The following is a 21865-nucleotide window of genomic DNA, read 5'->3' as shown; positions in this document are numbered from 1 at the left end:
TTTGGTTAAGTTAGAAAGGGCGCACGGTGGATGCCTTGACACTAGGAGTCGATGAAGGACGGGACTAACGCCGATATGCTTCGGGGAGCTGTAAGTAAGCTTTGATCCGAAGATTTCCGAATGGGGAAACCCACTATACGTAATGGTATGGTATCCTTACCTGAATACATAGGGTATGGAAGACAGACCCAGGGAACTGAAACATCTAAGTACCTGGAGGAAGAGAAAGCAAATGCGATTTCCTGAGTAGCGGCGAGCGAAACGGAATCTAGCCCAAACCAAGAGGCTTGCCTCTTGGGGTTGTAGGACATTCTATACGGAGTTACAAAGGAACGAGGTAGACGAAGCGACCTGGAAAGGTCCGTCACAGAGGGTAACAACCCCGTAGTCGAAACTTCGTTCTCTCTTGAATGTATCCTGAGTACGGCGGAACACGTGAAATTCCGTCGGAATCTGGGAGGACCATCTCCCAAGGCTAAATACTCCCTAGTGATCGATAGTGAACCAGTACCGTGAGGGAAAGGTGAAAAGCACCCCGGAAGGGGAGTGAAAGAGATCCTGAAACCGTGTGCCTACAAATAGTCAGAGCCCGTTAATGGGTGATGGCGTGCCTTTTGTAGAATGAACCGGCGAGTTACGATCCCGTGCGAGGTTAAGCTGAAGAGGCGGAGCCGCAGCGAAAGCGAGTCTGAATAGGGCGTTTAGTACGTGGTCGTAGACCCGAAACCAGGTGATCTACCCATGTCCAGGGTGAAGTTCAGGTAACACTGAATGGAGGCCCGAACCCACGCACGTTGAAAAGTGCGGGGATGAGGTGTGGGTAGCGGAGAAATTCCAATCGAACCTGGAGATAGCTGGTTCTCCCCGAAATAGCTTTAGGGCTAGCCTTAAGTGTAAGAGTCTTGGAGGTAGAGCACTGATTGAACTAGGGGTCCTCATCGGATTACCGAATTCAGTCAAACTCCGAATGCCAATGACTTATCCTTAGGAGTCAGACTGCGAGTGATAAGATCCGTAGTCAAGAGGGAAACAGCCCAGATCGCCAGCTAAGGTCCCAAAGTGTGTATTAAGTGGAAAAGGATGTGGAGTTGCTTAGACAACTAGGATGTTGGCTCAGAAGCAGCCACCATTTAAAGAGTGCGTAATAGCTCACTAGTCGAGTGACTCTGCGCCGAAAATGTACCGGGGCTAAATACACCACCGAAGCTGCGAATTGATACCAATGGTATCAGTGGTAGGGGAGCGTTCTAAGTGCAGTGAAGTCAGACCGGAAGGACTGGTGGAGCGCTTAGAAGTGAGAATGCCGGTATGAGTAGCGAAAGACGGGTGAGAATCCCGTCCACCGAATGCCTAAGGTTTCCTGAGGAAGGCTCGTCCGCTCAGGGTTAGTCAGGACCTAAGCCGAGGCCGACAGGCGTAGGCGATGGACAACAGGTTGATATTCCTGTACCACCTCTTTATCGTTTGAGCAATGGAGGGACGCAGAAGGATAGAAGAAGCGTGCGATTGGTTGTGCACGTCCAAGCAGTTAGGCTGATAAGTAGGCAAATCCGCTTATCGTGAAGGCTGAGCTGTGATGGGGAAGCTCCTTATGGAGCGAAGTCTTTGATTCCCCGCTGCCAAGAAAAGCTTCTAGCGAGATAAAAGGTGCCTGTACCGCAAACCGACACAGGTAGGCGAGGAGAGAATCCTAAGGTGTGCGAGAGAACTCTGGTTAAGGAACTCGGCAAAATGACCCCGTAACTTCGGGAGAAGGGGTGCTTTCTTAACGGAAAGCCGCAGTGAATAGGCCCAAGCGACTGTTTAGCAAAAACACAGGTCTCTGCGAAGCCGTAAGGCGAAGTATAGGGGCTGACACCTGCCCGGTGCTGGAAGGTTAAGGAGAGGGGTTAGCGTAAGCGAAGCTCTGAACTGAAGCCCCAGTAAACGGCGGCCGTAACTATAACGGTCCTAAGGTAGCGAAATTCCTTGTCGGGTAAGTTCCGACCCGCACGAAAGGTGTAACGATTTGGGCACTGTCTCAACCAGAGACTCGGTGAAATTATAGTACCTGTGAAGATGCAGGTTACCCGCGACAGGACGGAAAGACCCCGTGGAGCTTTACTGTAGCCTGATATTGAATTTTGGTACAGTTTGTACAGGATAGGCGGGAGCCATTGAAACCGGAGCGCTAGCTTCGGTGGAGGCGCTGGTGGGATACCGCCCTGACTGTATTGAAATTCTAACCTACGGGTCTTATCGACCCGGGAGACAGTGTCAGGTGGGCAGTTTGACTGGGGCGGTCGCCTCCTAAAGTGTAACGGAGGCGCCCAAAGGTTCCCTCAGAATGGTTGGAAATCATTCGTAGAGTGCAAAGGCATAAGGGAGCTTGACTGCGAGACCTACAAGTCGAGCAGGGACGAAAGTCGGGCTTAGTGATCCGGTGGTTCCGCATGGAAGGGCCATCGCTCAACGGATAAAAGCTACCCCGGGGATAACAGGCTTATCTCCCCCAAGAGTCCACATCGACGGGGAGGTTTGGCACCTCGATGTCGGCTCATCGCATCCTGGGGCTGTAGTCGGTCCCAAGGGTTGGGCTGTTCGCCCATTAAAGCGGTACGCGAGCTGGGTTCAGAACGTCGTGAGACAGTTCGGTCCCTATCCGTCGTGGGCGTAGGAAATTTGAGAGGAGCTGTCCTTAGTACGAGAGGACCGGGATGGACGCACCGCTGGTGTACCAGTTGTTCTGCCAAGGGCATAGCTGGGTAGCTATGTGCGGAAGGGATAAGTGCTGAAAGCATCTAAGCATGAAGCCCCCCTCAAGATGAGATTTCCCATAGCGTAAGCTAGTAAGATCCCTGAAAGATGATCAGGTTGATAGGTTCGAGGTGGAAGCATGGTGACATGTGGAGCTGACGAATACTAATAGATCGAGGACTTAACCATATAATATGAAGCAATGTTATCTAGTTTTGAAGGAATATACCTTCATCAGTTTGGTGATGATGGCAGAGAGGTCACACCCGTTCCCATACCGAACACGGAAGTTAAGCTCTCTAGCGCCGATGGTAGTTGGGACCTTGTCCCTGTGAGAGTAGGACGTCGCCAAGCAAAAACCTAAGTCGTTTCGACTTAGGTTTTTTTGTGTTTATTTTTATTTACCGAAGGTTAAAATCGATAAATTTAATAACGCTAAAGAAGAAAAAAGAATGAAATAGAGGCTGTTTAAAATAATAACAATGATTTTTTGTGCTCCTGATTTTCCGAATGCTCCTAAAATAATCCCTAAGAATGGGAAAGATTATTTCCATCATAATAATGAGAGTAGAAAAATGGGATTATATAAATAAGCATTCAATAATTACAGCAATTACTGCGATAAAGAAAAATAAATAGGATAATAGCACAGTTATTTTTTTTCACGGTTATTCCTCCTTAGAAATTAAATCGTTATAATATAAGTTCTATTGATGTATAGAACACAAGAGAGTATATATATTGATTAAAACATACTGAAGTATTATATAAATAGTTATACGTAAAATAGATCTCTAGAAATATATATTCTAATTCCCTTTTCTGCTTGCATATAGTTGCAATTCTTCTTTTGAATATAACTAAAACACGAACGTTATCGATGACTAATAAAAAAACATTCGATTATTTATTGACATTGTTTATGAAATATTGTTAATATAGCCATAGAAACAATAATATATAAGACCTCATATAATCGCGGGGATATGGCCTGCAAGTCTCTACCTAACGACCGTTATTCGTTAGACTATGAGGGAAAGTCACTCGGTATTTTTCTATTCACAAGGGATACGTATGCCTGAGTAGAGCGCTTTCTCTCATAGTAAAAGAGAAACTGTTCTATTTCAGGCTTTTTTTATTTGAATCGGGGGGATTCTAATATGAAATCATTAGTTGGAGTCATAATGGGAAGCACGTCAGACTGGGAAACAATGAAATATGCTTGTGACATTTTAGATGAATTAAATATACCGTATGAGAAAAAAGTTGTATCCGCTCATCGGACTCCGGATTATATGTTTGAATATGCAGAGACAGCTCGTGAACGTGGATTAAAAGTTATTATTGCTGGAGCCGGTGGAGCAGCGCATTTACCAGGAATGGTTGCAGCGAAGACAAATCTTCCTGTAATCGGTGTCCCAGTTCAATCAAAGGCATTAAACGGCCTAGATTCGTTATTATCCATTGTCCAAATGCCAGGAGGGGTTCCAGTTGCAACTGTTGCAATTGGTAAGGCTGGTTCAACGAATGCTGGACTACTTGCTGCACAAATACTTGGATCATTTCATGATGATATACATGATGCATTAGAGTTGAGACGAGAAGCTATTGAGAAAACTGTGCGTGAAGGTAGTGAGCTAGTATGACGAGAATCATTTTACCTGGAAAAACAATCGGCATTATTGGAGGCGGCCAGCTTGGAAGAATGATGGCGTTGGCAGCTAAGGAAATGGGTTATAAAATTGCTGTTTTAGATCCTACAAAGCATTCACCATGTGCACAAGTTGCTGATGTTGAAGTTGTTGCACCATATGACGATCTAAAAGCAATTCAGCATTTAGCAGAGATAAGCGACGTTGTCACATATGAATTTGAGAATATTGATTATAGATGTTTACAATGGCTTGAAAAACATGCTTACTTACCACAAGGTAGTCAGTTGTTAAATAAAACGCAAAATCGTTTTACAGAAAAGAATGCAATTGAGAAAGCTGGGTTACCAGTAGCAATGTATAGATTAGTTCAAAATCAAAATCAGCTTACTGAAGCGATTGCTGAATTATCATTTCCTTCCGTCTTAAAAACGACGACAGGTGGATATGATGGGAAAGGGCAAGTTGTTTTAAGAAGTGAAGCTGATGTTGAGAAGGCACGAGAGCTTGCGGATGAAGCAGAGTGCATTCTAGAAAAATGGGTGCCTTTTGAAAAAGAAGTATCAGTTATTGTAATTCGTAGTGTAAGTGGTGAAACGAAAGTATTTCCCGTAGCGGAAAATATTCATGTAAATAACATTTTGCATGAATCTATCGTTCCAGCTCGCATTACAGAGGAACTTTCTCAAAAAGCAATTGCTTATGCAAAAGTGCTCGCGGATGAACTAGAACTTGTGGGAACACTAGCGGTAGAGATGTTTGCTACAGCTGACGGTGAGATTTACATTAATGAATTAGCACCAAGACCTCACAATTCAGGACACTATACACAGGATGCATGTGAAACGAGTCAATTTGGTCAACATATTCGAGCAATCTGTAATTTACCTCTTGGAGAAACAAATTTGTTAAAACCAGTTGTCATGGTAAACATTTTAGGCGAACATATAGAAGGGGTCCTAGGACAAGTGAATAGACTAACCGGGTGCTATTTACACTTGTATGGAAAAGAAGAAGCAAAAGCGCAGCGGAAAATGGGGCATGTTAATATTTTAAATGATAATATTGAAGTCGCTCTAGAAAAAGCGAAGAGTTTGCATATTTGGGACCATCAAGAACAACTGTTGGAGGGAAAAAGATGATTAATCGTTATACACGCCCTGAAATGGGTGCAATTTGGACGGAAGAAAACAAATTTAAGGCATGGTTAGAAGTTGAGATTCTAGCTTGTGAAGCATGGGCTGAGCTTGGCGACATTCCAAAAGAAGATGTTAAAAAAATTCGTGAGCATGCATCATTTGATATTGATCGTATTTATGAAATTGAAAAAGAGACACGTCATGACGTAGTTGCATTCACTCGTGCTGTATCAGAAACACCAGCATTAGGTGAGGAACGTAAATGGGTTCATTACGGTTTAACATCTACAGACGTAGTAGATACAGCGTTATCTTACATCTTAAAACAAGCGAATGAAATCATATTAAAAGACTTAGAAAACTTTGTAAGCATTTTAGCTAACAAAGCGAAAGAGCATAAATACACGATCATGATGGGAAGAACACACGGTGTTCATGCAGAACCAACAACATTTGGTTTAAAACTTGGTCTTTGGTATGAAGAAATGAAACGTAACGTAGAGCGTTTCAAACAAGCTGCTGATACAGTTCGCGTTGGTAAATTATCTGGTGCGGTTGGTACATACGCGAATATTGATCCATTCGTAGAAAAATTTGTTTGTGAAAACTTAGGATTAGAAGCAGCACCAATTTCTACACAAACATTGCAACGTGATCGCCATGCTCATTACATGTCAACACTTGCACTAATCGCAACATCTATTGAAAAGATGGCAGTCGAGATTCGTGGTTTACAAAAGAGTGAAACACGTGAAGTTGAAGAGGCTTTTGCAAAAGGCCAAAAAGGTTCTTCTGCAATGCCACATAAACGTAATCCAATTGGATCTGAAAATATGACTGGTTTAGCTCGTGTTATCCGTGGTTATATGATGACAGCTTACGAGAATGTTCCATTATGGCATGAGCGCGATATTTCTCACTCTTCAGCAGAACGCGTAATTTTACCAGATGCTACAATCGCGTTAAATTACATGTTAAATCGCTTTGGTAATATCGTTAAAAACTTAACTGTATACCCAGAGAATATGAAACGCAATATGAAAAGAACATACGGCTTAATTTATTCTCAGCGCGTAATGCTTACATTAATCGACAAAGGTATGGTACGTGAAGAAGCTTATGATATCGTACAGCCTAAAGCGATGGAAGCTTGGGAAACACAAGTACAATTTAAAGAGCTTGTAGAAGCTGATGAGCGTATTACGAGCAAGTTATCACAAGAAGAAATTAATGAATGCTTCAACTATGAGCATCATATGCAACACGTTGATACAATCTTTGAACGCCTTGGGTTAAACGAAGCGTAAAATTTCATATGGCACAGAATAGAGTCATTCTGTGCCATTCTTTATAAAAACATTATTCACATTTTTCAAACTACAGGGGGCTTGCGAAATGCAAAAGCTAGAATTGCTGTATGAAGGTAAGGCAAAAAGAATTTATCGTACAGAATCAGCAGATATGGTTTGGGTAGAGTACAAAGATAGTGCGACTGCTTTCAATGGGGAGAAAAAAGAGACGATTACAGGAAAAGGTCGTTTGAACAATGAGATTACAACTTTATTGTTCAGAAAGTTACAAGAAGTAGGAATAAAAACACATTTTGTAGAGAAGTTATCTGAAACAGAGCAACTTGTTAAAAAAGTGAGTATTATTCCTCTAGAAGTTGTCACAAGAAATGTAATTGCAGGAAGTCTTTCAAAACGATTAGGAATGGAAGAGGGAACTGTACTTGCAGAACCAATCGTAGAATTTTACTTCAAAGATGATGATTTAGGAGATCCGCTTGTAACGGAAGATCATATTCGTGTATTAAACGTTGCATCACCAGAGCAAGTAAGCGTATTACGAGATATGGCTCTACAAATCAATCAAGTGTTGATTGATCATTTCGCAAGCTGTCGTGTAAGATTAGTAGATTTTAAATTAGAGTTTGGTGTAACAGATGAAGGAGAAATCATTTTAGCGGATGAAATTTCACCAGATACTTGCCGTTTATGGGATGAAACGAGCAATGAAAAATTTGATAAAGACGTATTCCGTCGTGACCTTGGAAATTTAACAGAAGCTTATGAAGAGATTTTAAAACGTTTAGGGGGAATTTCACATGTATAAAGTTAAGGTATATGTAACGTTAAGAGAAAGCGTATTAGATCCACAAGGAACAGCAGTAAAAGGGGCACTTCATAGTCTTTCGTTCACAGAAGTACAAGATGTTCGAATCGGAAAATATATGGAATTAACAATTGATAAATCAGTATCTGACCTTGACACAAAGGTAAAAGAAATGTGTGAAAAACTATTAACAAACGTTGTAATGGAAGACTTCCGTTATGAAGTTGAGGAGGTTGTCGCACAGTGAAATTTGCAGTCATAGTATTCCCAGGTTCGAACTGTGATGTCGATATGTTCCATGCAATTAAAGATGAGCTTGGTGAAGAAGTAGATTACGTTTGGCACGATAGAGAGAATTTAGATGAATATGATGCAATTTTACTACCAGGTGGATTCTCTTACGGTGACTATTTACGTTGTGGTGCTATTTCTCGCTTTGCTAACGCAATGAAAGCAGTGCAAAAAGCTGCTGAGCAAGGAAAGCCAATTTTAGGAGTGTGTAATGGATTCCAGATTCTTGTTGAATCAGGATTACTACCAGGAGCATTAATGAGAAACGAAAACTTAAAGTTTATGTGCCGTACGGTTCAGTTACGTGTTGAAAATAATGAAACTATGTTTACATCACAATATGAAAAAGATGAAGTAATCAATATTCCAATTGCACATGGTGAGGGGAATTACTATTGTGATGAAGCAGCTCTTAAACAATTAGAAGAGAATAATCAAATTGCATTCCGTTATGTAGAAAATCCGAACGGTAGCGTTTCAGACATTGCTGGTATTGTAAATGAAAAAGGAAATGTACTTGGTATGATGCCACACCCAGAGCGTGCTGTAGATGAATTGCTTGGTGGTGCTGAAGGGTTAAAAGTCTTTCAATCTATCTTAAAACAGTGGAGGGAAACATATGTCGTTAATGCTTGAACCAAATCCAACACAAATTAAAGAAGAGCGCATATATGCGGAAATGGGGCTAACAGACGAAGAGTTTGCCATGGTTGAAAAGATTTTAGGCCGTCTGCCGAATTATACAGAAACAGGATTATTCTCTGTTATGTGGTCTGAACATTGTAGTTATAAAAATTCGAAGCCAGTACTTCGTAAATTCCCAACGACGGGTGAGCGCGTTCTGCAAGGACCTGGAGAAGGTGCTGGAATTGTAGACATCGGTGATAATCAAGCGGTTGTATTTAAAATGGAAAGCCATAACCACCCTTCTGCAATTGAACCATATCAAGGAGCAGCAACAGGCGTTGGCGGTATTATTCGTGATGTATTCTCTATGGGAGCACGTCCGGTAGCTCTATTAAACTCACTTCGCTTCGGTGAATTACAATCACCACGTGTGAAATATTTATTCGAAGAAGTGGTAGCAGGAATTGCAGGATACGGTAACTGCATCGGTATTCCTACTGTTGGCGGCGAAGTACAATTTGATCCATGTTATGAAGGAAATCCACTTGTAAATGCAATGTGCGTAGGTTTAATTAACCATGAAGATATTAAAAAAGGGCAAGCGCACGGTGCTGGTAATACAGTAATGTACGTAGGAGCATCTACTGGTCGTGATGGTATTCACGGTGCAACATTCGCATCTGAAGAGCTATCTGAAAGCTCAGAAGCGAAACGTCCGGCAGTTCAAGTAGGAGATCCATTTATGGAGAAACTTCTTATTGAAGCTTGCTTAGAACTTATTCAGTCTGATGCACTTGTTGGAATTCAAGATATGGGAGCTGCTGGTTTAACTTCATCTTCTGCAGAAATGGCAAGTAAAGCAGGTATGGGTATTGAAATGTACTTAGATGATGTACCACAGCGTGAAACTGGCATGACTCCATATGAAATGATGTTATCTGAATCACAAGAGCGTATGTTAATCGTTGTGAAAAAAGGTAGAGAGCAAGAAATAGTAGATTTATTTGAGAAGTATGGTCTTGCAGCAGTTACGATGGGGAAAGTAACTGAAGATAAAATGCTTCGCTTATTCCATAAAGATGAAATGGTAGCTGAAGTACCGGCGGATGCTCTTGCAGAAGAAGCACCAATTTATCATAAACCGTCAAAAGAAGCAGCATACTTTGCTGAGTTCCAGCAGATGAAAATGGAAACACCAAAAGTAGAAGATTATAAAGAAACGTTATTAGCTCTATTACAACAACCAACGATTGCAAGTAAAGAGTGGGTATATGATCAATATGATTATCAAGTGCGCACTAGCACAATCGTTACACCAGGTTCAGATGCAGCGGTTATACGTGTACGCGGTACAGAAAAAGGATTAGCAATGACGACAGATTGTAACTCTCGCTACATTTATTTAGATCCAGAAGTGGGCGGTAAAATTGCAGTAGCAGAGGCAGCACGTAATATCGTATGTTCTGGCGGGGAGCCACTTGCAATTACAGATTGCTTAAACTTCGGTAACCCAGAAAAACCAGAAATCTTCTGGCAAATTGAGAAATCAGTAGACGGTATGAGTGAAGCTTGCCGCAAGTTACAAACGCCAGTTATCGGCGGGAATGTATCAATGTATAACGAGCGTAGTGGTGAAGCTGTATATCCAACACCAACTGTTGGGATGGTTGGACTGGTACACGATTTAAAACACGTAACAACACAAGAATTTAAACAAGCTGGCGATTTAGTTTATGTAATTGGGGAGACGAAAGCTGAGTTTGGCGGAAGTGAATTACAGAAAATGGTCCACGGCAAAATTTTCGGCCAATCACCAAGTATCGATCTAGATGTAGAGTTAAAACGCCAAAAACAAGTATTAGAAGCAATTCAAGCTGGTCTTGTTCAATCTGCACATGATGTTGCTGAAGGTGGTTTAGCAGTTGCAATTACTGAAAGTGCAATTGGTGCTAACGGTTTAGGTGCTACTGTGAAATTAGATGGGGAAGCAACAGCAGTATTATTTGCAGAATCACAATCTCGCTTCGTTATAACTGTAAAACGTGAAAATAAAGAAGCATTTGAGAAAGTGGTTGAAGCAATTCAAGTTGGAGAAGTGACAAATACAAATGAAGTAACAATTCATAATGAAGAAAATGAAGTATTACTTACAGCGAATGTAGATGAGATGAGAAAGGCTTGGAAAGGGGCAATCCCATGCTTGCTGAAATAAAGGGGTTAAATGAAGAATGTGGCGTTTTTGGAATTTGGGGGCATGAAAATGCAGCACAAGTTTCGTACTACGGATTGCACAGTTTGCAGCACCGTGGGCAAGAAGGCGCAGGCATTGTTGTAAATAATGGGGAAAAAATCGTCGGTCACAAGGGGTTAGGTTTAATATCAGAAGTGTTTTCAAGAGGTGAGCTAGAGGGATTAAACGGAAAATCAGCAATTGGACACGTACGATATGCAACAGCTGGTGGAAGTGAAGTTGCTAACGTTCAACCATTATTATTCCGTTTTTCCGATCATAGCATGGCGTTAGCTCATAACGGAAATTTAATTAACGCAAAGATGCTTCGCCGTGAATTAGAGGCAGAGGGAAGTATTTTTCAAACAAGTTCAGATACAGAAGTACTTTTACATCTCATTAAACGTAGTACAAAAGATTCTTTAATTGATAGTGTAAAAGAGGCTCTAAATAAAGTGAAAGGTGCGTTTGCATACCTTTTACTAACCGGAAATGAAATGATCGTTGCGTTAGATCCAAATGGATTCCGTCCTCTTTCAATTGGAAAGATGGGGGATGCTTACGTTGTAGCATCAGAAACATGTGCTTTCGATGTAGTTGGTGCAACATACATTCGTGATGTAGAACCTGGTGAATTGCTTATTATCAATGATGAAGGAATTCACGTAGATCGTTTTACAAATGAAGTAGACCATGCGATTTGCAGTATGGAATACATTTACTTTGCACGCCCAGATTCCAATATCGCTGGTATTAATGTTCATGCAGCACGTAAAAACATGGGGAAACGTTTAGCGGCGGAAGCTCCTATTGAAGCTGATGTTGTTACTGGTGTACCAGACTCTAGTATTTCAGCAGCAATTGGTTATGCGGAGGCGACAGGAATTCCGTATGAGTTAGGATTAATTAAAAATCGTTACGTTGGACGTACGTTTATTCAACCTTCTCAAGAGCTGCGTGAGCAAGGGGTTAAGATGAAGCTTTCAGCAGTAAGAGGCGTAGTTGAAGGAAAACGAGTTGTTATGATTGACGATTCTATCGTAAGAGGAACGACAAGTAAACGAATTGTTCGTATGCTTCGCGAGGCTGGAGCGACAGAAGTCCATGTAAGAATTGCTTCACCACCTCTTAAGTATCCATGCTTCTATGGCATTGATATTCAAACGAGAAAAGAATTAATCGCAGCAAATAATTCAATAGAAGAAATCCGTCAAATCATCGGAGCAGATTCACTAACATTTTTAAGTGAAGATGGATTAGTAGATGCAATTGGACGTCCATATGAAGGGAAATACGGCGGTCTATGTATGGCTTACTTCAATGGAGACTATCCAACAGCTCTTTATGATTATGAGCAAGAGCTTTTAGAAAGTATGAAATAAGAAGAAAAAAGCTTCTACTTCTTTTGATGTAGAAGCTAGCTTCTTTCTTAAAACGGCCGCCCTGGATGGGGAGAAATTAAAAGACGAGGTGTAAAAAACGATGGCGAATGCATATAAGCAAGCAGGAGTAGATATTGAAGCTGGATATGAAGCGGTATCTCGCATGAAAAAACACGTACAAACAACAATGAGAAAAGAAGTGCTAGGCGGTTTAGGCGGTTTTGGAGGTATGTTTGATCTATCAAAATTTGCATTAGAAGAACCTGTATTAGTATCTGGAACAGATGGCGTGGGAACGAAATTGATGCTCGCTTTTATGGCAGATAAACATGACACAATTGGTATTGATGCAGTAGCAATGTGTGTAAATGATATTGTTGTCCAAGGAGCAGAGCCGCTTTTCTTCCTTGATTATATTGCTTGTGGTAAAGCTGAACCTAGTAAAATTGAAAACATCGTCAAAGGTATATCAGAGGGCTGTCGCCAAGCTGGTTGTGCATTAATTGGTGGAGAAACAGCTGAAATGCCAGGGATGTATTCTACGGAAGAATACGATTTAGCTGGTTTTACAGTTGGAATTGTTGATAAAAAGAAAATTGTAACAGGTGAAAAAATTGAAGCCGGTCACGTATTAATTGGCCTAGCATCTAGCGGTATTCATAGTAATGGTTACTCTTTAGTACGAAAAGTGTTACTAGAAGATGGAGAACTATCTTTAAATCGCATTTATGGACGCTTAGAGCTACCTCTTGGTGAGGAATTATTAAAACCAACGAAAATTTATGTCAAACCTATTTTAGAACTATTGAAGAAACATGAAGTATACGGTATGGCACATATTACAGGTGGCGGATTCATTGAAAACATTCCACGTATGTTGCCAGAAGGAGTTGGTGCTGAAATTGAGCTAGGAGCTTGGGAAATTCAGCCGATCTTCAGTTTACTTCAAGAAGTTGGGAAACTAGAAGAGAAAGAAATGTTCAATATTTTTAACATGGGTATTGGTATGGTAGTAGCGGTGAAGGAAGAAGATGCAAAAGATGTTGTTCGTCTTCTTGAAGAGCAAGGAGAAACAGCGCGTATTATTGGACGTACTGTACAAGGTGCTGGTGTTACTTTCAATGGGGGCACAGCACTATGAGTAGATTAGCAGTTTTTGCTTCTGGAAGTGGATCTAACTTTCAATCTCTCGTTAATGCGGTAGAAGAAAAAAGATTGGATGCAGAAATTAGTTTATTAGTATGTGATAAACCAGAAGCACGTGCTGTTGGACGGGCACATTATCATCATATTCCGTGTTTCGCCTTTTCAGCGAAAGCATATGAGTCAAAAGAAGCATTTGAAAAAGAAATATTAAAGAAGCTAGAAGAGTATGAAATTGATTATGTTATTTTAGCTGGATATATGCGTTTAATTGGGCCGACTTTACTAGGAGCGTACGGTGGGAAGATTATTAATATTCATCCATCACTATTACCGAGTTTTCCGGGTAAAGATGCTGTCGGTCAAGCGTTAGAAGCAGGTGTGAAAGTAACTGGAGTAACAATTCATTATGTAGATGCAGGTATGGATACAGGTCCAATTATTGCGCAAGAAGCAGTAGTTGTTTCTGAAGGGGATACGAGAGAAAGCTTACAAAAGAAAATTCAACAAGTTGAACATAAATTATACGTAAATACAGTGAATCAAATTGTTCAGTCTGTGAAAAAACCAACTGTTAACTAACATACAACCAGGGGTGAAGGATAAATGAAAAAGCGTGCATTAGTAAGTGTTTCAGATAAAACAGGAGTAGTAGAATTTGTTAAAGGTTTACTTGAACAAGGGATTGAAGTTATTTCAACAGGTGGTACGAAAAAATTATTAGAAGAAAACGGCTTACAAGTAATTGGTATTTCTGAAGTAACTGGTTTCCCAGAAATTATGGATGGCCGTGTAAAAACATTACATCCAAATATTCATGGTGGCCTATTAGCAGTTCGTGATAATGAAATGCATGTAGCGCAAATGAATGAATTAGGTATTCAACCAATTGACTTCGTTGTTGTTAACTTATACCCATTTAAAGAAACAATCGCTAAGCCTGATGTAACATTTGCTGATGCAATTGAAAATATTGATATCGGTGGCCCAACAATGATTCGCTCTGCTGCGAAAAATCATAAATTTGTATCGGTAATTGTAGATCCAGTAGATTATGATGTTGTATTAGCAGAACTGAAAGAGAACGGTGAAGTAACAGAGGGAACGAAACGTAAATTAGCAGCGAAAGTATTCCGTCATACAGCGGCATATGATGCGTTAATTTCTAACTACTTAACAGAGCAAATGGGCGAAGAAAGTCCAGAAACATTAACGGTGACATTTGAGAAAAAACAAGATTTACGCTATGGCGAAAATCCACATCAAAAAGCAACGTTCTATAAAGCGCCATTCGCAGCAACTTCTTCTGTTGCATATGCAGAACAATTACATGGTAAAGAATTATCTTATAACAATATCAATGACGCAGACGCAGCGCTTAGCATCGTAAAAGAATTTACAGAACCAGCAGTAGTAGCGGTAAAACATATGAATCCATGTGGTGTTGGAGTAGGAACTGATATTCACGAAGCATATATTCGTGCTTATGAAGCGGATCCAGTATCAATCTTCGGAGGCATTATTGCAGCGAATCGTGAAATTGATAAAGCTACAGCAGAAAAGTTACACGAAATTTTCTTAGAAATTGTTATCGCACCTTCTTTCTCACAAGAAGCTTTAGAAGTATTGCAAAGTAAGAAAAATTTACGTTTACTAACTGTAAATATTGAAAAAGCAACAAGCGCAAGTAAAAAGCTAACTTCTGTACAAGGTGGACTTCTTGTTCAAGAGGAAGATACGTTATCATTAGATGAAAGTACAATTTCAATTCCAACGAAACGTGAACCATCAGAGCAAGAGTGGAAAGATTTAAAACTAGCTTGGAAAGTTGTAAAACATGTGAAATCAAATGCAATTGTTTTAGCGAAAGATGATATGACAATTGGTGTCGGTGCTGGACAAATGAACCGTGTAGGTTCTGCGAAGATTGCAATCACACAAGCTGGCGAAAAAGCACAAGGTAGCGCACTTGCATCTGATGCTTTCTTCCCAATGCCAGATACAGTAGAAGAAGCAGCAAAAGCTGGAATTACAGCAATCATTCAACCAGGCGGATCGATTCGTGATGAAGATTCTATTAAAATGGCAGATGTGTATGGGATTACTATGGTGTTCACTGGCGTACGTCATTTCAAACACTAATAGAGGATGTTAAAAAAGTCCGGTCAAGATAACTGTCGCATGTCGTTGTTGCATAGCCAGTGCGGTACTCATGTAGGAAAGCTACACCCAGTGTCCTCCTGGCAATTGCGCCTTGACCTGCTCGGTTCTCTTGATCCTCCTTTTTAACCTTTATTGATATGAAAACAAACTAGGAGCATAGCTTCTAGTTTGTACTTATTTAAGTATTGGGGGATGAAATATGAATGTTTTAGTAATCGGCCGCGGTGGGCGTGAGCATGCTTTAGCTTGGAAATTTGCACAATCTGAAAAGGTAGAAAAAGTATATGTAGCGCCAGGTAATGAAGGTATGCGAGATGTTGCAACACCAGTTGATATTGATGAGAATGATTTCGATGCATTAGTCTTATTTGCAAAAGAGAAGAATGTTGAATTAACTTTCGTTGGACCAGAGATTCCACTTATGAACGGAATCGTGGATCGTTTTAAGGAAGAGGGACTTCGTGTATTTGGTCCTAATAAAGCAGCTGCTGTTATTGAAGGTAGTAAAGCTTTTACAAAAGAGCTTATGAAAAAGTATGATATTCCAACTGCGGCATATGAAACCTTTACAGACTATGAAGAAGCAGTAAAGTACATTCAAAAAGTTGGTGCACCGATTGTAATTAAGGCAGATGGTTTAGCTGCTGGTAAAGGTGTAACAGTAGCAATGACGCTTGAAGATGCATTACAAGCTGTGAAAGAAATGCTACAAGATGTGAAATTCGGTGAAGCAAGCAAGAAGGTCGTTATTGAAGAGTTTTTAGATGGACAAGAATTTTCATTAATGGCATTTGTAAATGGAACAACTGTACATCCGATGGTAATTGCTCAAGACCATAAACGAGCTTTTGATGGCGATAAGGGGCCTAATACAGGTGGAATGGGCGCATATTCTCCAGTACCACAAATTCCAGAATCAGCAGTTCAAGAGGCGATTGAAACAGTATTACACCCAACTGCTAAAGCGATGATCCAAGAAAATCGTTCGTTTACAGGTATTTTATATGCAGGGCTTATTTTAACAAATGATGGTCCAAAGGTAATTGAATTTAATGCTCGCTTTGGTGATCCTGAAACGGAAGTTGTATTACCTCGCTTAGAAAATGATTTAGTCGATGTATGCAACGCTGTGTTAGATGAAAGTGAACTAACTTTACAATGGTCAGAAGATGCTGTTATCGGTGTTGTACTTGCTTCTAAAGGATATCCAGAAGTGTATAAAAAAGGTGAAATTATTAACGGATTAGATGCACTGCAAGATGTGATTGTTTTCCATGCGGGGACAGTAATGAAACACGGTGATTTTGTAACAAATGGTGGCCGTGTATTATTTGTTGCTTGCAAGGCGAATAGTTTACAAGAAGCGAAAGATAAAGTATATAAAGAAATCGGTAAAATTGAGAGTGATGGTTTATTTTACCGAAGTGATATAGGATATCGTGCAATTGGGCATGAGATGACGAGAAGCTAATATATAAAAAATCCCGCTGATTTCTCAGCGGGATTTTTTATGCATCTTTATCTTTTTTTAATTTCCCTTTTTGCTTTGCCATTTCTCGAAGTAAATACTCGATGTGTGCATTGACGCTACGAAACTCATCATTCGCCCATTTTTCGATGACTGCGTGTAATTCAGGATCAATACGTAATGGAAAGCTTTTCTTTTTGGCCATAATCACTTACAACCTTTAGTATAAGCTTCCTGTATTAATAACTGGTTGCGCACCTTTATCTGAAACGATGGCAACTAATAAATTGTTCACCATATTTGCTTTACGCTCGTCATCGAGTTCCAATACGCCTTCTTCATCTAACATATGGATTGAATCTTTCGCCATCTTCACAGCACCCTCAACGATCTCTTTTCGGGCAGCTAATACTGCTTTTGCTTGTTGACGTTGCAACATTGCATGGGCAATTTCTGTTGCGTAAGCTAAATGTGTTAAACGAGTTTCTAATACTTCTACGCCAGCGATTTCAAGTCGTGCTTCTAACTCACGCTTTAATTCTTCAGAGATCTCTTCAGTATTTCCTCGTAACGTGATGCAAGTTTCATCTTGGAAATTATCATAAGGATATTTTGTAGCAACGTGGCGGATTGCTGTTTCACTTTGAATTTCTACGAATCGATCGTAATGCTCAACACCAAACATTGCTTTTGCGGAATCAACAACTTTATATACGATAACGGCTGCAATTTCAATTGGATTGCCCTCAACATCGTTTACTTTTAATTTCTTACTGTTAAAGTTTTCAACACGTAAAGATACAGTTTGACGAAACGCGAATGGAATTGTTAAAAATAAACCATTTTGACGAATTGTTCCTAAATAACTACCGAAGAACGTAATAACTTTCGCTTGATTCGGTTGAACGATACCGATACCTGTAGCTAAAACAGATGCTAATATGAGAGCTAAAATAGCTATTACAAACATTTCTTGTACAAGGCAAAATACACCGATAGCGGCTAAAACTAAAATTCCAATAACGCCGAGAAATCCATTAACATAAAATACTTGTTTTTCTTTCATATGATCGCCTCCTTGATATAAAAATGATATCACTTTTATATCATTACATGCAAGGGGGTTAAACCTAATTTTCTGAATTTTATTGTTTGATATCTTTTATGTACGTTTTAAGGCTGAAAAACAAGAATGTATGTTCTGTTATATGGTAAAATAAAGAAGACTTAACCGCCCACTGCAGCAGCTAAGTCCCTTTGAGAGCATCTTGCATCGTGACAAATGATTCAAAGCGGTTTTGCCAGGATTAATTCTTCAATCGCTGACTCAATCTCTTTGTCAGAAGTGTCATAACTTCCATTTGACTTTGGCTTGTCATGACTGGAAGCTGGATTAACTTCTTCTTTATTATGTCCTTTTTCAGTGAAATTCATGCTAGGCATTTTAAATGCGCTCATATTCATATATTTTCCAAACTTACAGGCTTCAACAATAGGGCAGAAACGAACGATTCCCTCCGCAATTTTCATGGCACCAATCCATAGCAAAACTTTAGACCAAGTGCACCAAGGTTTACGTACGAGTTTAGCTGTACTACAACCGAAGAGGATGAGTCCGAGTGTGATTCGAATTAGAGCATTAATTGTCCCGATGTTTTGCTTCATTAGAAAAACACTCCTTTTTGATGAACTTCGAAATAGAAATGCTATTTCATTTGTTAGTATTCCGTATAAGTTTTTTGATATGTAATCCAACATTTGACGTTGAAAAAGATGTTGGATTGGGCGTGTGTGTAGGTAGCTTTTTTTGTTATAATGAAAGAATGCATAAAAGGGAGCGCGAAACTTGACTCGCCTTTGTGAACAGATGTAGTAGAAGAATTTCAAAAATCCTAATAAAAACTAACTGCTTTTTTGAGCAGGGATATAGATATGATTAGAAAAAAGAAAGGGTGTTTTCATGTACGATATTTCCAAATGGAAACATGTATTTAAGCTTGATCCAAATAAGGAGTTAAGTGACGAACATTTAGAAATGATTTGTGAATCTGGAACGGATGCCGTTATTGTAGGCGGAAGTGATGGCATAACAATTGATAATGTATTACACATGCTAGTTAGCATTCGCAGATATGCAGTTCCTTGTGTGTTAGAGGTTTCTGATGTGGAGGCAATTACACCAGGATTTGATTTTTATTATATTCCAAGCGTTTTGAATAGCCGAAAAGTAGAATGGGTAACAGGTGTTCATCATGAGGCATTGAAAGAATTTGGGGATATTATGGACTGGGACGAAATTTTCATGGAAGGGTATTGTGTTTTAAACCCTGAAGCGAAAGTAGCCCAGCTTACAGATGCAAAATGTGATTTAACAGAAGATGATGTGATTGCATACGCGCGTTTAGCAGACAAGTTATTACGTTTACCGATATTTTATTTAGAATATAGCGGTACGTATGGAGACATTGAACTTGTTAAAAATGTAAAAGCAGAATTAAAACAAGCTAAGTTGTATTATGGCGGCGGTATTTCTAATGCAGAACAAGCGAAGGAAATGGCGCAGTATGCTGATACAGTAGTTGTTGGAAATATTATTTATGATGATATAAAATCCGCGTTAAAAACAGTTAAAGCAGTAAAAGGAGAGTAGGTGCAGGCGTATATGAGTACGACAGATAGGTTATTAAATGGTTTAAATCCGCAACAACAAAAAGCAGTACAAACAACGAATGGACCACTTCTATTAATGGCAGGTGCAGGTAGTGGTAAAACACGTGTGTTAACACATCGTATTGCGTATTTACTTGGTGAAAAAGGTGTAGCACCATGGAATGTACTAGCTATTACCTTTACAAATAAAGCAGCTCGTGAAATGCGTGAGCGTATTGATAAACTTGTTGGACCAGAAGCAGAAGATATTTGGATTTCTACGTTCCACTCTATGTGCGTACGTATTTTACGACGTGATATTGACCGCATTGGGATTAATCGTAACTTTACGATTTTAGATTCAGGTGATCAGTTAACTGTAGTAAAGAAAATTATGAAGGAGCGCAATATTGACCCGAAGAAGTTTGAGCCGCGCTCTATTTTAGCGGGTATTAGTAATGCGAAAAATGAACTGTTATCTGCAGATAAATATGCAAAAAAAATTACAATGGCTGATCCATATGAAAAATTAACGAGCGATGTATATACAGAATATCAAAAACGTCTTTTGAAAAATAACTCATTAGACTTTGATGATTTAATTATGACAACGATTCAGCTATTTGAACGTGTTCCAGAAGTACTAGAGTTTTATCAGCGTAAGTTCCAATATATTCACGTGGATGAGTATCAAGATACGAACAAAGCGCAGTACCTTCTTGTTAAACATTTAGCAGCGCGTTTTAAAAATCTTTGCGTTGTAGGTGATTCTGATCAGTCTATTTACCGCTGGCGCGGGGCTGACATTTCTAACATTTTGTCATTCGAAAAAGACTATGAGAATGCGCAAGTTATCCTGTTAGAACAAAATTATCGTTCGTCACAAAATATTTTAAATGCAGCGAATGCTGTTATTGAAAAAAATTCAAACCGTAAACCGAAAAAATTATGGACAGACAATCAAGTTGGAAGCAAAATCTCGTATTACCGTGCTGCAACGGAAAAAGACGAAGCATATTTTGTTGCGAAAAAAATTCGTGACGATATTCAAATGGGAAAACGAAAATATACTGATTTTGCAGTGTTATATCGTACGAATGCTCAGTCTCGTATGGTCGAGGAGATTTTCCTGAAATCTAATATTCCTTACAAAATTGTCGGCGGTACTAAGTTCTACGACCGTAAGGAGATTAAAGATATTTTGGCGTACTTACGTTTAATTGGGAATCCAGATGATGAAATTAGTTTTGCGCGTATTATTAACATGCCAAAGCGCGGAATTGGTGCGACTTCTATCGATAAAATTATTAATTATGGTGTGCAAAACGGAATCTCATTAACTGCTGTATTCGATGAAATCGAGCATGTTGGTGTAAGTGCAAAAATAACAAAGGCAGTAAAAGAATTCGCAGGTCTATTACACAACTGGGTAAATATGCAAGAGTATCTATCTGTTACAGAGTTGGTAGAAGAAGTTATTGAAAAAACAGGCTATCGCGATATGTTGAAAAACGAGCGTACTTTAGAAGCCGAAGGTCGTTTAGAGAACTTAGATGAGTTTTTATCTGTTACGCAAACATTTGAATCTCAAAGCGAAGATAAGAGCCTTGTTGCATTCTTAACAGACTTAGCACTTGTTGCTGATATCGATCGTGTAGATGAAGATCCAACTGCTGGTGAGGAAGTTATTTTAATGACAATGCACTCAGCGAAAGGATTAGAATTCCCAGTGGTATTTATTGTTGGTTTAGAGGAAGGAATATTCCCGCATACGCGTTCTTTAATGGAAGAAGATGAAATGCAAGAAGAGCGTCGTCTCGCTTATGTAGGTATTACTCGTGCAGAAGAAGAGTTATATTTATCCAATGCACAAATGCGTACTTTATTTGGTAGAACAAGTATGAACGCCGCATCTCGATTTATTACAGAAATCCCGGCAGAGCTAGTGGAATCGTTAAATGAAACAGCGCCGAAACGTGAAACTTCGTTTGGTGCAAAAGGAAGAACGGCCAGTAGCAGTAAAACGACAATCACAACTACAACACGCTCTCGTTCAGCTTTCGCGCGTCCTGCAGCTAAGACGACAGGCGGCGAACAAATCGGCTGGGCAGTAGGCGATAAAGCTTCCCACCAAAAATGGGGAGTCGGTACAGTTGTAAGTGTAAAAGGTGAAGGTGATGCAAAAGAATTAGATATTGCGTTCCCAAGCCCAATTGGTGTTAAACGTTTATTAGCAAAATTTGCACCTGTGACGAAACAATAGGAAAGGA

At 39.8% G+C, this 21865-nt stretch carries 17 protein-coding genes, 2 rRNA genes, 1 pseudogene and 1 riboswitch; of the genes and pseudogenes, 16 read left to right on the top strand and 4 right to left on the bottom strand.

The window, feature by feature from the left end:
• Positions 1–3: 3 nt before the first annotated feature.
• Both QCI75_RS25125 and rrf read left to right on the top strand, forming a co-directional pair.
• A 23S ribosomal RNA gene (locus tag QCI75_RS25125) occupies positions 4–2925 on the top strand.
• A gap of 49 nt (positions 2926–2974) precedes the next feature.
• Positions 2975–3090, top strand: a 5S ribosomal RNA gene (gene rrf / locus QCI75_RS25120).
• Positions 3091–3133: 43 nt separating this feature from the next.
• On the opposite strand, the pseudogene QCI75_RS25115 reads toward rrf, so the two are convergent.
• Positions 3134–3386, bottom strand: a pseudogene (locus QCI75_RS25115) (hypothetical protein).
• 298 nt (positions 3387–3684) lie between these two features.
• A riboswitch (purine riboswitch) is annotated at positions 3685–3786 on the top strand.
• 110 nt (positions 3787–3896) lie between these two features.
• Here QCI75_RS25115 and purE point away from each other — a divergent pair.
• The 12 genes from purE (at position 3897) to purD (ending at position 16949) form a co-directional block, all read left to right on the top strand.
• The gene (gene purE, locus QCI75_RS25110) at positions 3897–4382 is read left to right on the top strand and encodes a 5-(carboxyamino)imidazole ribonucleotide mutase (protein WP_002010008.1); all 486 of its coding nucleotides are present in this window, start codon (positions 3897–3899) and stop codon (positions 4380–4382) included.
• On the top strand, positions 4379–5530 hold the full coding sequence (purK, locus tag QCI75_RS25105; protein WP_002091363.1) for a 5-(carboxyamino)imidazole ribonucleotide synthase: 1152 nt from the start codon (positions 4379–4381) through the stop codon (positions 5528–5530). Before purE ends, purK begins: the two co-directional genes overlap by 4 nt.
• A complete protein-coding gene (gene purB / locus QCI75_RS25100) occupies positions 5527–6834 on the top strand; it encodes an adenylosuccinate lyase (protein WP_144504624.1) in 1308 nt (435 codons plus the stop codon). The genes purK and purB overlap by 4 nt, the downstream gene beginning before the upstream one ends.
• Before the next feature lie 88 nt (positions 6835–6922).
• A complete protein-coding gene (purC, locus tag QCI75_RS25095) occupies positions 6923–7642 on the top strand; it encodes a phosphoribosylaminoimidazolesuccinocarboxamide synthase (RefSeq protein ID WP_001170543.1) in 720 nt (239 codons plus the stop codon).
• Positions 7635–7889, top strand: coding sequence for a phosphoribosylformylglycinamidine synthase subunit PurS (gene purS / locus QCI75_RS25090; RefSeq protein WP_144504622.1), 255 nt, complete (start codon positions 7635–7637; stop codon positions 7887–7889). Before purC ends, purS begins: the two co-directional genes overlap by 8 nt.
• Entirely contained in the window at positions 7886–8569 is a 684-nt protein-coding gene (gene purQ, locus QCI75_RS25085; RefSeq protein ID WP_353761384.1) for a phosphoribosylformylglycinamidine synthase subunit PurQ, read from the top strand. The genes purS and purQ overlap by 4 nt, the downstream gene beginning before the upstream one ends.
• Entirely contained in the window at positions 8553–10772 is a 2220-nt protein-coding gene (gene purL / locus QCI75_RS25080) for a phosphoribosylformylglycinamidine synthase II (RefSeq protein WP_144504620.1), read from the top strand. The genes purQ and purL overlap by 17 nt, the downstream gene beginning before the upstream one ends.
• Entirely contained in the window at positions 10757–12172 is a 1416-nt protein-coding gene (gene purF / locus QCI75_RS25075) for an amidophosphoribosyltransferase (protein WP_088057349.1), read from the top strand. Before purL ends, purF begins: the two co-directional genes overlap by 16 nt.
• Before the next feature lie 100 nt (positions 12173–12272).
• The gene (gene purM, locus QCI75_RS25070) at positions 12273–13313 is read left to right on the top strand and encodes a phosphoribosylformylglycinamidine cyclo-ligase (RefSeq protein WP_144504618.1); all 1041 of its coding nucleotides are present in this window, start codon (positions 12273–12275) and stop codon (positions 13311–13313) included.
• Positions 13310–13897 carry a phosphoribosylglycinamide formyltransferase gene (purN, locus tag QCI75_RS25065; protein WP_144504616.1) on the top strand — a complete coding sequence of 196 codons (588 nt, stop codon included), beginning with the start codon at positions 13310–13312 and terminating at the stop codon, positions 13895–13897. Before purM ends, purN begins: the two co-directional genes overlap by 4 nt.
• A gap of 24 nt (positions 13898–13921) precedes the next feature.
• Positions 13922–15457: a bifunctional phosphoribosylaminoimidazolecarboxamide formyltransferase/IMP cyclohydrolase gene (purH, locus tag QCI75_RS25060; RefSeq protein ID WP_144504614.1), complete on the top strand. Its 1536-nt coding sequence runs from the start codon at positions 13922–13924 to the stop codon at positions 15455–15457.
• A 220-nt stretch (positions 15458–15677) separates the two neighbouring features.
• Positions 15678–16949 (top strand): phosphoribosylamine--glycine ligase, encoded by a 1272-nt coding sequence (gene purD / locus QCI75_RS25055; RefSeq protein WP_144504612.1) that lies wholly within the window; start codon positions 15678–15680, stop codon positions 16947–16949.
• Between the two features lie 37 nt (positions 16950–16986).
• On the opposite strand, the gene QCI75_RS25050 is transcribed toward purD, so the two are convergent.
• The 3 genes from QCI75_RS25050 to QCI75_RS25040 all read right to left on the bottom strand — a co-directional run bounded on the left by QCI75_RS25050 (position 16987) and on the right by QCI75_RS25040 (position 18611).
• Positions 16987–17151, bottom strand: coding sequence for a type II toxin-antitoxin system antitoxin (locus tag QCI75_RS25050; protein ID WP_001085171.1), 165 nt, complete (start codon positions 17149–17151; stop codon positions 16987–16989).
• A 15-nt stretch (positions 17152–17166) separates the two neighbouring features.
• Entirely contained in the window at positions 17167–18012 is an 846-nt protein-coding gene (locus tag QCI75_RS25045) for an SPFH domain-containing protein (protein WP_002063557.1), read from the bottom strand.
• Between the two features lie 221 nt (positions 18013–18233).
• Positions 18234–18611: a YgaP family membrane protein gene (locus QCI75_RS25040; protein ID WP_144504610.1), complete on the bottom strand. Its 378-nt coding sequence runs from the start codon at positions 18609–18611 to the stop codon at positions 18234–18236.
• 295 nt (positions 18612–18906) lie between these two features.
• Here QCI75_RS25040 and pcrB point away from each other — a divergent pair, with 295 nt between their 5' ends.
• Both pcrB and pcrA read left to right on the top strand, forming a co-directional pair.
• Entirely contained in the window at positions 18907–19596 is a 690-nt protein-coding gene (gene pcrB / locus QCI75_RS25035; protein ID WP_353761380.1) for a heptaprenylglyceryl phosphate synthase, read from the top strand.
• 12 nt (positions 19597–19608) lie between these two features.
• A complete protein-coding gene (gene pcrA / locus QCI75_RS25030; RefSeq protein ID WP_353761378.1) occupies positions 19609–21858 on the top strand; it encodes a DNA helicase PcrA in 2250 nt (749 codons plus the stop codon).
• Positions 21859–21865: the final 7 nt, after the last annotated feature.

The sequence above is a fragment of the Bacillus cereus group sp. RP43 genome (assembly GCF_040459645.1).
In the GTDB taxonomy this organism is placed as follows: domain Bacteria; phylum Bacillota; class Bacilli; order Bacillales; family Bacillaceae_G; genus Bacillus_A; species Bacillus_A mycoides_C.
This window is presented reverse-complemented; position numbering and strand designations above follow the sequence as displayed.

Bases quoted from the DNA above. Each gene is read 5' to 3' on its own strand.
- purK (WP_002091363.1), top strand. From the start codon at position 4,379: ATGACGAGAATCATTTTACCTGGAAAAACAATCGGCATTATTGGAGGC.
- pcrB (WP_353761380.1), top strand. From the start codon at position 18,907: ATGTACGATATTTCCAAATGGAAACATGTATTTAAGCTTGATCCAAAT.
- QCI75_RS25045 (WP_002063557.1), bottom strand. From the start codon at position 18,012: ATGAAAGAAAAACAAGTATTTTATGTTAATGGATTTCTCGGCGTTATT.
- QCI75_RS25040 (WP_144504610.1), bottom strand. From the start codon at position 18,611: ATGAAGCAAAACATCGGGACAATTAATGCTCTAATTCGAATCACACTC.
- purM (WP_144504618.1), top strand. From the start codon at position 12,273: ATGGCGAATGCATATAAGCAAGCAGGAGTAGATATTGAAGCTGGATAT.
- purD (WP_144504612.1), top strand. From the start codon at position 15,678: ATGAATGTTTTAGTAATCGGCCGCGGTGGGCGTGAGCATGCTTTAGCT.
- purB (WP_144504624.1), top strand. From the start codon at position 5,527: ATGATTAATCGTTATACACGCCCTGAAATGGGTGCAATTTGGACGGAA.
- purC (WP_001170543.1), top strand. From the start codon at position 6,923: ATGCAAAAGCTAGAATTGCTGTATGAAGGTAAGGCAAAAAGAATTTAT.
- purE (WP_002010008.1), top strand. From the start codon at position 3,897: ATGAAATCATTAGTTGGAGTCATAATGGGAAGCACGTCAGACTGGGAA.
- purH (WP_144504614.1), top strand. From the start codon at position 13,922: ATGAAAAAGCGTGCATTAGTAAGTGTTTCAGATAAAACAGGAGTAGTA.
- purN (WP_144504616.1), top strand. From the start codon at position 13,310: ATGAGTAGATTAGCAGTTTTTGCTTCTGGAAGTGGATCTAACTTTCAA.
- QCI75_RS25050 (WP_001085171.1), bottom strand. From the start codon at position 17,151: ATGGCCAAAAAGAAAAGCTTTCCATTACGTATTGATCCTGAATTACAC.
- purS (WP_144504622.1), top strand. From the start codon at position 7,635: ATGTATAAAGTTAAGGTATATGTAACGTTAAGAGAAAGCGTATTAGAT.
- pcrA (WP_353761378.1), top strand. From the start codon at position 19,609: ATGAGTACGACAGATAGGTTATTAAATGGTTTAAATCCGCAACAACAA.
- purL (WP_144504620.1), top strand. From the start codon at position 8,553: ATGTCGTTAATGCTTGAACCAAATCCAACACAAATTAAAGAAGAGCGC.
- purF (WP_088057349.1), top strand. From the start codon at position 10,757: ATGCTTGCTGAAATAAAGGGGTTAAATGAAGAATGTGGCGTTTTTGGA.